The 11,223-nt window shown below is 63.4% G+C and carries 15 protein-coding genes and 1 pseudogene; all 16 read left to right on the forward strand.

The genetic code is table 11. The features are described 5' to 3' along the window. Position 1 precedes the first annotated feature (1 nt). Positions 2–1,222, forward strand: a complete 1,221-nt coding sequence (locus F6X59_RS17255) for a S49 family peptidase (protein ID WP_152957265.1) — start codon at positions 2–4, stop codon at positions 1,220–1,222. A gap of 12 nt (positions 1,223–1,234) precedes the next feature. Beyond that, positions 1,235–1,585, forward strand: a complete 351-nt coding sequence (locus tag F6X59_RS17260) for a head decoration protein (protein WP_152957266.1) — start codon at positions 1,235–1,237, stop codon at positions 1,583–1,585. 10 nt (positions 1,586–1,595) lie between these two features. Beyond that, positions 1,596–2,624: a major capsid protein gene (locus tag F6X59_RS17265; protein ID WP_152957267.1), complete on the forward strand. Its 1,029-nt coding sequence runs from the start codon at positions 1,596–1,598 to the stop codon at positions 2,622–2,624. 1 nt (position 2,625) lies between these two features. Further along, a complete protein-coding gene (locus F6X59_RS17270; protein ID WP_152957268.1) occupies positions 2,626–2,913 on the forward strand; it encodes a hypothetical protein in 288 nt (95 codons plus the stop codon). A 2-nt stretch (positions 2,914–2,915) separates the two neighbouring features. After that, complete coding sequence (locus F6X59_RS17275; protein WP_152957269.1) at positions 2,916–3,239, forward strand: hypothetical protein; 324 nt, start codon at positions 2,916–2,918, stop codon at positions 3,237–3,239. Then, positions 3,236–3,898 (forward strand): hypothetical protein, encoded by a 663-nt coding sequence (locus F6X59_RS17280; RefSeq protein ID WP_152957270.1) that lies wholly within the window; start codon positions 3,236–3,238, stop codon positions 3,896–3,898. Before F6X59_RS17275 ends, F6X59_RS17280 begins: the two co-directional genes overlap by 4 nt. Then, a complete protein-coding gene (locus F6X59_RS17285; RefSeq protein ID WP_152957271.1) occupies positions 3,891–4,424 on the forward strand; it encodes a hypothetical protein in 534 nt (177 codons plus the stop codon). Before F6X59_RS17280 ends, F6X59_RS17285 begins: the two co-directional genes overlap by 8 nt. After that, the gene (locus F6X59_RS17290; protein WP_152957272.1) at positions 4,421–4,981 is read left to right on the forward strand and encodes a phage baseplate assembly protein V; all 561 of its coding nucleotides are present in this window, start codon (positions 4,421–4,423) and stop codon (positions 4,979–4,981) included. Before F6X59_RS17285 ends, F6X59_RS17290 begins: the two co-directional genes overlap by 4 nt. Before the next feature lie 42 nt (positions 4,982–5,023). Further along, positions 5,024–5,257, forward strand: coding sequence for a hypothetical protein (locus tag F6X59_RS17295; RefSeq protein ID WP_152957273.1), 234 nt, complete (start codon positions 5,024–5,026; stop codon positions 5,255–5,257). 3 nt (positions 5,258–5,260) lie between these two features. After that, positions 5,261–5,587, forward strand: coding sequence for a GPW/gp25 family protein (locus F6X59_RS17300; protein ID WP_152957274.1), 327 nt, complete (start codon positions 5,261–5,263; stop codon positions 5,585–5,587). Then, the gene (locus F6X59_RS17305; protein ID WP_152957275.1) at positions 5,584–6,465 is read left to right on the forward strand and encodes a baseplate J/gp47 family protein; all 882 of its coding nucleotides are present in this window, start codon (positions 5,584–5,586) and stop codon (positions 6,463–6,465) included. The genes F6X59_RS17300 and F6X59_RS17305 overlap by 4 nt, the downstream gene beginning before the upstream one ends. Next, the gene (locus tag F6X59_RS17310; protein WP_152957276.1) at positions 6,465–7,073 is read left to right on the forward strand and encodes a phage tail protein I; all 609 of its coding nucleotides are present in this window, start codon (positions 6,465–6,467) and stop codon (positions 7,071–7,073) included. Before F6X59_RS17305 ends, F6X59_RS17310 begins: the two co-directional genes overlap by 1 nt. Next, the gene (locus F6X59_RS17315) at positions 7,066–9,438 is read left to right on the forward strand and encodes a phage tail protein (RefSeq protein ID WP_152957277.1); all 2,373 of its coding nucleotides are present in this window, start codon (positions 7,066–7,068) and stop codon (positions 9,436–9,438) included. Before F6X59_RS17310 ends, F6X59_RS17315 begins: the two co-directional genes overlap by 8 nt. 9 nt (positions 9,439–9,447) lie before the next feature. Beyond that, a complete protein-coding gene (locus tag F6X59_RS17320; protein ID WP_152957278.1) occupies positions 9,448–9,870 on the forward strand; it encodes a phage tail assembly chaperone in 423 nt (140 codons plus the stop codon). Positions 9,871–9,954: 84 nt separating this feature from the next. Next, complete coding sequence (locus tag F6X59_RS17325) at positions 9,955–11,133, forward strand: phage tail sheath family protein (RefSeq protein WP_152957279.1); 1,179 nt, start codon at positions 9,955–9,957, stop codon at positions 11,131–11,133. 12 nt (positions 11,134–11,145) lie between these two features. Next, a pseudogene (locus tag F6X59_RS17330) lies at positions 11,146–11,223 on the forward strand (phage tail protein); the annotation flags it as partial.

Genomic DNA, 11,223 nt, shown 5'->3' on the forward strand with positions numbered 1-11,223 from the left:
CATGCCTCGCGCACTTGAGCTGGCTGCCTCGCAGCCCTGGCTGATGCTGCCCGACGCCCTGGACAACCTGCTGACCATCTCCGACCGCATGGGCGATCCGGTGGCGCTGGCGACCAAGCGCGGCGAGCGGTTGGAAGATACCCGACGAGTCACCATGCGCGGCAACGTGGCGGTGATCCCGGTCGTTGGTCCGATCTTCCGTTACGCCAACCTCTTCACCGAGATCAGCGGTGCTACCAGCACCCAGGTCTTGGCGACTGACATACAGCGCGCACTGGACGACCCCAAGGTCAAATCCATCGTGCTCAACATCGACAGCCCAGGTGGTGTCGCGTCAGGCATCAACGAGCTGGCCGAGATGATTTACGCGGGCCGGTCACGCAAGAAGATCGTCGCCTATATAGGCGGCATCGGAGCCAGCGCGGCCTACTGGATCGCCTCGGCGGCGGGCGAGATCGTCATCGATGAGGCCAGTTTGGCCGGCAGCATCGGCGTCGTTGTCGAGGCGGTGGTCGAGGACGAAAAGAAGACCGGTCGCACCCGTTACCAGATTGTCAGCCGCAATGCGCCGAACAAACGGCCTGACCTCGGTACCGAGGAGGGCCGCGCCAAGATGGGCGAAACCATCGACGCCATGGCCGACGTTTTCGTGAGCAAGGTTGCTCGCAACCTCGGAGTGTCTGCCGAAAAGGTGCCCGCGATGGGCGACCACGGCGGCATCCGCGTCGGCGCCGACGCCGTCAAGCACGGCCTGGCCAATCGCGTGGGCTCGCTGGAATCCCTGATCACCGAACTGGCCAAGCCGGCCATCAACTCTCCAAGGATACACACCATGACTACCGTCAAAACCACGGCTGAACTGCGGACAGCAATCGCGGCTGGTACCGACCCGAACACCATTGAAATCGCCCAGGCCGATGCGCCTGATACCTCCGCGATCCGCGCTGAGGCCACGGCTGCCGAGCGCGCGCGGATCAAGGGCATCAATGAACTCGCCGCCAAGGGCTTCGAGAAGGAAATCGGTGCCGCCATCGATGACGGCACCTCCGTTGAAGCGACCGCCCTGGTGTTGTTCAAGGCTTCCCAAGATCGTGGCATCTCGCTGGCCGGCATCAAAAGCGATGCTCAGGGCGTGAGCGGCGTCACCCCACCCGCAGGCGGCAAGGAAGGCGAGCGCAAAGCCGCTGTCAGCGCAATCGTTGCAGGCGCATCGCGCCGTTAATAGGAGGCAACCATGGCAAACCCAGAACGTAGTTCCTACATCCCCAGCCAGCTTTCGGCGGGTGATTTCCCCGTCGTCATGGAGTCCGGCGTCATTGCAGCCGGTCAGCAACTGTCGCGTGGCGCGGTGCTGGGCCAGGTGACTGCATCCGGCGAGTACCTCCTGTGCAAGGCTGATGCCGCGGACGGGTCGCAAACTCCGGTGGCGATCCTCGACAAGGACGTTAACACCACCGAAAGCGCCCAGAACGCGCCGATTCGTCTGACCGGTCAAGTGCTCGGTAGCCAGCTCACCCTCGGCGATGGCCTGACCCTCGCGGCTGCGAAAGCAGCACTGCGCCCTCTCTGCATCTTCATCCGCTAACGGAGCCCCTATGGATATCTTTGACACCCTGACCATGCTGGAAGCCGTTGAGCAGATGGCGACGCCTCGACGCTTCCTGATGAACACCTTCTTCAATGGCGGGCGCCCTGTGACGTTCGGCACCAAGACGGTGGATATCGACATTTACAAGGGCCAACGCAAAATGGCCCCGTTCGTCCATCCCACATTGCCTGGCAGTGTCTCGTCGCGCACCGGCTTCCAAAAGTCCACCTACGAGCCTCCATACATCCAGCCAAAGCTTGCCACCACTGCTGATCTGATCTTGAAGCGAAGCCCCGGTGAAACGCCTTACTCGACCCGTACCCCGCTCGAACGAGCTGGCGAGCAGTTGGGTAGAGACCTGCTGGACCTGGATGAGCAGATCATCCGTCGTGAGGAATGGATGTGCGCCCAGGCCCTGACCACCGGCCGAGTTCGGGTTGTGGGTGATGGTGTGGACGACACCATCGACTTTCTGATGGAAGACACCCATAAGGTCACCCTCACCACCGGTCGCTGGAACACCAGCGAATCTGACCCTATCGCCAACCTTCGGCAGTGGCGCCGCTTGATCGCCAAGGACTCTGGCCGCTCCGCCAACGTGGCCGTCTTCAGCGGCGAAGCGCAGGACGCCTTCCAGGGCAACGAAGCTGTGCTCAAGCAACTCAATAGCCGGCGCGTAGACATGGGCCTCATCAAGCCTGAGGAACTGCCCGATGGGGTGACCTACCTCGGTTACCTCAACGACCCAGGCATCGACATTTACGCCTACGACGAGTGGTACCTGGACGACGAAGGCGACGAGCAACCGGTTATCCCTGCTGGCGGCGTCATCATGGGGGCCACTTCGACACGCAACGCCATGTTGTACGCCGCGATTCAGGACCTTGAGGCCATCGAGAGCGGCCTGGTAGAAGCGGCCCGCTTCCCTAAAACCTGGGTCACTCAGGAGCCGAGCGTACGCTGGCTCAAAGTCCAATCGGCTGTGCTGGCAGGCATGCTGGAGCCCAACGCCTTCCTCTACGGCAAGGTGGTGTGACATGGCGAAAATCGAGTACGTGGTCGTTGATGGCTGCATACAGTGCGGCTCCAAGATCATTCGCAAGAATGAGGTCTACGTGCCGCCTTCTGCGGAAATCAGGGAGCTTCTGCTGGCCGAGGGCAAAATCGTTGCGCGCGGAAAGATCAACACCGGCCGTGCCAACCGCGCTCCAGCGTCGAACGCTCCAGGCACTGCACCGCCTACAGGTCAACCAACCCCGTTGATCGCCGATCCTGACGGGAGCGACGATGACGATGGCGACGATGATGATGACAGCGGAGATTGATCATGGCCTTCCGTGAACAAACAGCGTTCATGGATGGGGCGCTGTTGGACGTCCTGGGCGACGAGGCCGAGATCGAGGGCATAGCAGACCCGGTACCGGGATTTTTCTCGGCGCCCTGGCTGCAGCCCAAGCTCGGCCAGATCAATACTGGGCTGCGGGAGCCCGTATTCGCTGTGCGGATCATGCACGCGAATGGCATCAAGGAGGGCTTGCACCTGGTGGTGAAGCTGGCGCCCGAGGATGGCGGCGGCCGGTATGTCATCGCTAGCCGCAAGCCCGATGGTACGGGCTGGATCAATTTGACGTTGAGGGAGGTGCGGGCATGAGTGTTGGCAGCTACCACAAGCCATCGGCCAGCAGCGGGTTGATCACGCTACAGGCCGATCCGCACGACGTGCGGGGTTTCGAGAAGTTCGCCAGCCTGGTGCCCAAGGCCATTGCCGCAGCTCAGCGTCGGGCTATCAGCAAGACGCTCAGGTGGCTCCGCACCCACATCTCGCGGGATGTGGGCCGCCAGGAGCGGATCGCCATTGCAGCGGTCAGGCAACGGCTCAAAATCTTTCCGGTGTCGAGCAATGGCCAGGGTCGATTGTGGTTCGGTATCAACCCGATTGAGGCCAGCCGGGCAGGCCGACCTCGGCAGGGACGCTCTGGAGTATCCGTGGCCGGTCGCCGCTATCAAGGCGCGTTTTTTAAGCGCGTTTACGGTAGCAACCCGGACATCTGGATTCGCACGGCGAGCAAGCACTTCGACGCGAGCGATTACCCCGACAGCGAGGTGTCTGGTCGGGGTGGTCGCCGCTCCGGTTGGATCGGGGAGAACGACAGTCGCTTTCCGCTGGCCAAAGCGAAGATCTCGCTGGAGGAAGTCCGACCGCATTTCGAGTCTTGGACCAATCGAGCCCACGAGCGCTTGCTGGTGGTGATGGCCCAGGAACTGAACTTTGAACTGCAAAAGCATTTGCGGAGAACAGGCAATGGATGACGATCCGATTCCCCTTGGCCGGGTGTACACGGCGATGGAGGAGCACATCCGGCAGACCGTTCCCGCCTTGTGTTACGTCGGTACCATGCCCGAAGGGGTTCAGCAGGTCGACCTGCCTGCTGTCGTGCTTGAGCTGGCGGGCTTCGAGGATGCTGAAAAGGATCCTGGCACGGGTGAGGTTGCCGTGGATGCTCGCTTTGAAGCACGGGTGATTGTGGGCCAGGAAGAGCCTAACTGCCTGCATATCGCCGCTTTCGTCGCAGCTCAACTGACGGTTTTGCTGCGTATGCAGTCCTGGGGATTGCCGGTGGAGTTCGCCCAGTTCATGCGCGCCGAGCGTGACTGGTCGCGGCCCGAGCTGGACAACTGCGCGGTGTGGGTCGTGGAGTGGACGCAGGTCATCTACCTGGGCTTCGAGGAGTGGCCTTGGCCTAACCAGCCGTCCGGCAGCCTGGTGTTTGGCTTCAGCCCGGATACTGGTCCCGGCAGCGAACATCAGTACCAAGCGCCGGAGGATTTGGCATGAGTTACGTCTCAGCTCAGCATGACCGCATGTTGGCCAGCATGCTGATCCCCTGCACAGTGGTCGGCGTAGATCTCGCGGCGGCGCGTGTACGCGTTACGGATGGCGGCAACTGGACGAGCGCCTGGGTTCGCTGGCACGCCCAGGCCGCTGGCAAGGCCCGTCACTGGCGGTCGCCCAGTCTGGGAGAGCAAGGCGTGCTGGTCAGCCCGAGCGGCGAGCCGGCGCAGGGCACCTTCGTTCCGGGCTTGTACGGCAACGCCGGTGACCAGCCGGACAACCGCGACCATGTCGAAGTCTGGCGTTTCGATGATGGTGGCTCCCTGGTCTACGACTGGGCGGCCAGCAGTTACACCATCAAGGTGCCGTCCGGCACGGTGACCATTGAAGTTGGGAGCACCAAGGCGGTCCTCACCGACGACGCCATCACGGCCGAGTCAGCGAGCATCACCTTGACCGGTAACGTAAAGATTGTGGGGCCTCTGCAGGTCACAGGCGACATCAACGGTGGCGGCCGGATCATTGATACGGCCGGCAACACGGCCAACCACAAACACTGAATCGAGCCCGCAAACGCGGGCTTTTTCGTATCTGGAGGAAGCATGGCCAAAGCAGAAAAAGAGGTGACCGCTGAGGTGGAGGGGCAGGTGATCGTCGCAGCACCGGAACCGGCTAAGCCGATCACTTTCCGGGACAAGGAGTACACGGAACGCGTACTGCTCATGCCGAGCTTCCGAGAATTGCGCGTCACGGGTGCTCGGGTGGTGGTGATGGGTGATGACTCGGCGGCTATCGCTTACCTCCGCAAGCGTCCTGACTTCGAGCAGCAGGGATAGCCAATGATCGGACTGGATCGCCGCACCGGGCAGCCGCTTTCCGGCGTCGCCCACCTGAAACAGTCCATTGAGGACATTTTGACCACGCCCGTCGGAAGTCGGCGCATGCGCCCGGAGTACGGCAGCAGCCTGCGGCGCTACATCGACCTGCCCGTTAACGAAGGCTGGAAAAGCGCGGTACAGGCCGAGGTGGCGCGCGCCCTGGGGCGCTGGGAGCCGCGTTTGCAGCTGGAGCGCGTGCGCGTGGTGGCGGTGCTGGGCGGGCAGGTCACCCTGTCGCTGACCGGCACCTATGTGGGTGACAGCGTGGTGATCGAGGTAAGCGCATGAGTACCATTGACCTGTCCCAGCTGCCGGCGCCGCAGGTGCTGGAAGACTTGGATTATGAGCAGCTGTATCAGGACGACCTGACCGCGTTCCGTGCCCTGATGGGCGACAACTGGAGCGCGAACCTTGAGAGCGACCCGGTCACCAAGCTGCTGGAGGTCGGGGCCTACCGCAAGCTGCTCAACCGCTCGCGGATCAACGATGCCGCCAAGGCGCTGATGCTGGCCTACGCCAAGGGCTCCGACCTCGACCAGCTGGCCGCCAACGTCAGCTTGTCTCGCCTGGTGGTTCAGGCCGAGGACCTGGCGGCGGTGCCACCGGTGGCCAAGGTGATGGAAGTCGACGACGCCCTACGTGAGCGGGTGCAGCTGGTGTATGAGGGGCTGACCACGGCCGGCCCGCGTAACAGCTACATCCTGCATGCGCGCAACGCCTCGGGCCTGGTGGCCGACGCCACCGCCGAAAGCCCGACGCCGGCCGTGGTGCATGTCACGGTACTGGCCTTGGAGGGTAACGGCACGGCCTCGGCCGAGCTGCTGGCCACGGTGGGCGACTATCTGAACGACGACGATGTGCGGCCGGTGGCGGACCGGGTGGTGGTGCAGAGCGCCGAGATTCTGCCGTATCAGATCAACGCCAAGCTGTACATGGCGAGCACTGGGCCGGAAAGCGAGGGTGTGCTGGCCCTGTGCAACGCGCGCCTAGCCGAATGGATCAACCCGCGCCGTCGGCTGGGGGTGGAGGTCGCCCGTTCGGCGGTCGACGCCCAGTTGCATATCGACGGGGTCAGTCGCGTGGAGTTGGCCGGGTGGTCTGATATCCGCCCGAGCAAGTCGCAAGCGGCTTGGTGCGAGGGGTTTACGGTCGTGCGGGGTGATTGATGAGTAGCTTGTTACCGATCAACCGCACGCCGCTGGAGAGCGCCCTGGAGGGCGCTGCCGACGAAGACCTGGCGATCATGCTGCGCCGCCTCTACAACCCCGACACCTGCCCGACCGAGCTGCTGTTTCTGCTGGCCTGGGCGTGGTCGGTCGACCGTTGGGACGACCGGTGGTCAGAGGCGGTCAAGCGCTCGGTGATTCGCTCGTCGTTCTACATCCATGCGCACAAGGGCACCATCGGCGCGCTGCGCCGGGTGGTCGAGCCGTTCGGCTACCTGATCGAGGTCACCGAGTGGTGGCAGACCGTGCCCCAGGGCGTGCCGGGCACCTTCGCGCTCAAGGTCGGCGTGGCCGAGGAGGGCATCAGTGAAGAGACCTATCAGGAGCTGACGTGGCTGATTGATGACGCCCGCCCGGTCAGCCGGCACATGACCGGCTTGGCCATCAGCCTGGAAACCACCGGCCGCCTGTATCTCGCCCCGTCGGTGTACGACGGCGACGAACTCACCGTGTACCCGCCGCAAGCGGTTGACCTGGAGGTCACCGGCGAGATTGGCGGTGGCGGCCGCGACCACACTATTGACTATCTGGACGTTAACTATGGTTGACCAGACTTCACAGTTTTACGCGATCTTGACCAATGTCGGGGCCGCCAAGCAGGCTAACGCGGATGCGCTGGGCGTTCCCTGGACCTTTAGTCAGATGGCGGTCGGCGATGGCAATCCGGCCGGCCTGGAGAATCCACCGCACCCGATGCCGGTGGCCACGCAAACCGCGCTGCTCAACGAGTGGCGCCGTGCACCGCTCAACCAGTTGAAGGTCGACCCGAGCAATGCGGCGATCATCATCGCCGAGCAGATCATCCCGGCCGACGTGGGTGGCAAGTGGATTCGTGAAATCGGCTTGTATGATGCCGCTGGCGACCTGGTGGCGGTGGCCAACTGCCCGCCGACCTTCAAGCCGCTGCTCAGTCAGGGCTCTGGTCGCACCCAGGTGGTGCGCCTCAATCTGGTCATCAGCAATGCCAGTAACGTGCAGCTGAAAATTGACCCGTCGGTGGTGCTGGCAACGCGCGAATATGTCGACAGCCGGCTCACCGAGGAAATCAGCAAGCTGGATAACAAGCAATCGGTGCGCGCGGCCACCACGGCCAACATTACCCTGTCGGGTCTGCGGACGGTCGACGGTGTTGTGCTGGCGGCCGGCGATCGGGTGCTGGTAAAGAACCAGACGCAAGCCAAGGAAAACGGCCTGTATGTCGTGGCGGCGGGTGCCTGGCCGCGCGCCTCGGATGCGGATATCAGCGCCGAGGTAACGCCGGGGCTGGTGGTGGCGGTCGAGCAGGGCACGACCCTGGCCGACACTATCTGGCAGCTGATCACCGATGCCCCGATTGTGCTGGGCACCACGGCGCTGACCTTCCGTGACATTACCGATGGTTTCGCCCGCCTGTTGTCGCCGGCCTTCACCGGTACGCCAACCGCCCCAACGCCTGCGCAGTTCGACACGACGCCGGTGGTGGTCAACGCCGCGTTTGTGAAGCGCATGGGGGTGGAGTATGCCGGCTATTCGAACTATGCAGCCTCGACCGCTCTGGCGCTTTCTGAGGTCGGCAAGTTGGTGGCCTTTGCCAATGCGGCCACCCCCATGACGGCCACGCTGCCGACGGGTGGCACCATCACGCCAGGCGCTACGGTGACGTTGCTGTGTGGCCAAGGCACGCTTACGGTCACGGCTGCTGCCGGCGATTCGATTGATGCGGTTGGGGTGCCTGGCGACGTTGTCATGGGCCAAGGCGATACCGCTGAATTCATTCGCAACGGCTCCCTGTGGCGCCTGATCGGCGGTACGGCGCTGCTGCGCTACTCGGCCATTATGCAGGGCGAAACCTGGCTCACCCCGGCGCAGTTCGACAACACCAAGAAGCTGGCCACCACCGAGTTTGTGCAGCGCGCGCTGGGCAGCTTTTCAGGGGCGGTGACGTATGGCGCTAACGTCACCCTGACCAAGGCCGACGTCGGCAAGGTCATTCGTTTGTCGGGTACGGGGTACACGGTAACCCTGCCATTGGTCTCTACGCTGGTGGAAGGCGCCTCGCTTGCTATTCAGCATTCCGGCACCTCGGGCACTCAGACGGTGGTGGTGCAAGGTGGCGACGTCATCGATCCAGGCGCTGGCCTGGTTACGTCACTGACGTTGAACATGGGCGATACCGCAATATTGGTGCGTGCCGGCGGCAGTTGGGCGCTAATCAGCGGTAGCGCAGCGCTCAGCTATGTGGATCGGCCCACCCTGGCGCAGTTCGACAGCAGCCGCCAGTTGGCGACCACCGAGTTTGTCCAGCGCGCCCTGGGCAGCTTCAGCGGCTCCACCAGCATTGCCGCCAGCCGTGCGCTGACCGCTGCTGACATTGGCAAGCGCATTGAGTTGGCGAACGGCGTTACGGTCACGCTGCCGGACACCTCGACAGTGCCCCAGGGTGCGACTGTGTTGATTTCAGCAGGGCCAACGGCGACCACGGCGCGCGTCACTGTTGCCGCCAGCGATCAGTTGGCAATGAACAACCTGTCAATGGCGGTGCCCTACACGCTCGCCGCTGGCGGCGACTTCCTGGCCATTCGAGAATCCAACGTATGGCGTTGCCACTTCGGTACTGAGCCGCTGCGCAACTCGCCGTTGTTCGCTGCCTCTTTTTCGGTCTCGGGTTACTCCAAGATGCCCAATGGCGATGTCGAAATGTGGGGCATGACTGGCGGCTCCGCGCCGGGCGCGATCACCCCGGTGACCTTCCCAATGGCATTCCCTAACGCGTGCCATAACATCCAGATGACCTATGTGGACTCTGGCACGCAGTCACCCGCCAGCCGTGGCGGCCCTGTCCAGGTGGGTAGCTATTCCAAAACGGGGTTCAACTACTCCCATTCGGGCAGCAGCAGTGCCGCCCAGCATTTTTGGCGCGCCAAGGGCAGCTAAAGGGGTCATATGAAGGTTTATTTTGCATCGGATGGAGGCTTCTACAGCCTCGACTTTCAGGGCTATGTGCCGGCAGGATCGGTCGAAGTGACGGCTGAGGATTACAGCGCCCTGCAGGCCGGACAGCTGCAGGGCAAGTGGATCGTGGCGAATAGCCAAGGCTATCCGGTGCTGCAGGCGCCGGAGGAGACGCCGGGCTATCTGGCCTCGGTTGAACGCGGCTGGCGTGACATGCAGCTGGCCGCCACGGACAGCCTGGTGGTCCGGCATCGCGACGAGTTGGAGGAGGGCGTGGCCACCACGCTGACGACTGAGCAATACGCCGAGCTGCAGGCCTATCGACGCGGCCTGCGTGACTGGCCTGACTCGGGCGAGTTTCCGCTGACAAATCATCGGCCGGCGACCCCGGCCTGGCTCGCTGAGCAAACTTAAGACGCCCCGCACTGACGGGGCGTTTTCTTTTCTGCTGTACCACCTGGCCCTGCTCTGCGGGGCCTTCTTGTATCTGGAGAGTCTATGAGCGGTTTCTTTCACGGCGTTACCGTAACGAACGTCGACACCGGCGCGCGCAGCATTGCCCTGCCGTCGTCCTCGATCATTGGCCTGGTCGACACCTTCACCCCTGGCCCCGGTGCGGACGGTACGCCGACCGCCAAGGCCAACGACCTGGTACTGATCACCAGCGAGCGCGAGGCGGTGGCCGCGTTCGGTGCCAACTCGGCGATCACCAAGGCCTGCCGGGCGATCTACACCCGCGCCAAGGCGGTGATCGTCGCCTGCGGCGTAGCCAAGGTCGAGGACGCGGCCGCGCAGACCTCGGCGATTATCGGCGGCGTGCTGGCCGATGGCACCCGTACCGGCCTGCAGGCGCTGCTGGACGGCAAAAGCCGCTACAATGCCCAGCCGCGGCTGTTGGTGACCCCCAAGCACAGCGCGACCCAGGCTGTCGGCACCGCCCTGGTGGCGCTGGCCGACAAGCTGCGCGGCATCGCCATCATCGACGGCCCCGGTACCACCGATGAGGCAGCGATGGCCTACGCCGCCGAGTTCGGCGCCAAGCGCGCGTTCATGGTCGACCCTGGCGTCAAATACTGGGACACCGACGCCGAGGCGACCGTGGATGCCCCGGCGTCGGCCTGGGTGGCCGGCCTGTTCGCCTGGACCGATAACGAATACGGCTTCTGGGCCTCGCCGTCGAACAAGGAGTTCGTCGGCATCACCGGTACCTCCCGCTCGGTGGAGTTCCTGGATGGCGACGACACCTGCCGGGCCAACCTGCTGAACAACGCCAACATCACCACCATCATTCGCGATGACGGCTACCGCCTGTGGGGCAACCGCACGCTGTCGAGCGATCCGAAATGGGCCTTCGTCACCCGCGTGCGCACCATGGATATCGTCATGGACGCGATTCTGTACGGCCACAAGTGGGCGGTAGACCGCTCGATCACCGCGACCTATGTCAAGGACGTGACCGAGGGCCTGCAGGCGTTCATGCGCGACCTCAAGAACCAAGGTGCAATTATCAACTTCGAGGTGTTCGCGGACACCGAGCTGAACACCGCCAGTCAGTTGGAGCAGGGCAAGGTGTACTGGAACATTCGCTTCACCGATGTGCCGCCGGCCGAGAACCCCAACTTCCGCGTCGAGATCACCAATCAATGGCTGACCGAAGTCCTCGACTCGGCCGCATAAGGAGCGCATCACATGGCAATGATTCCCGAAACCCTGGCCAACCTGAACCTGTTCGTCGACGGCATCAGTTTCCAGGGCGACGTACCCAGC

The organism is Pseudomonas sp. MN1F (assembly GCF_009391885.1).
In the GTDB taxonomy this organism is placed as follows: Bacteria; Pseudomonadota; Gammaproteobacteria; order Pseudomonadales; family Pseudomonadaceae; genus Aquipseudomonas.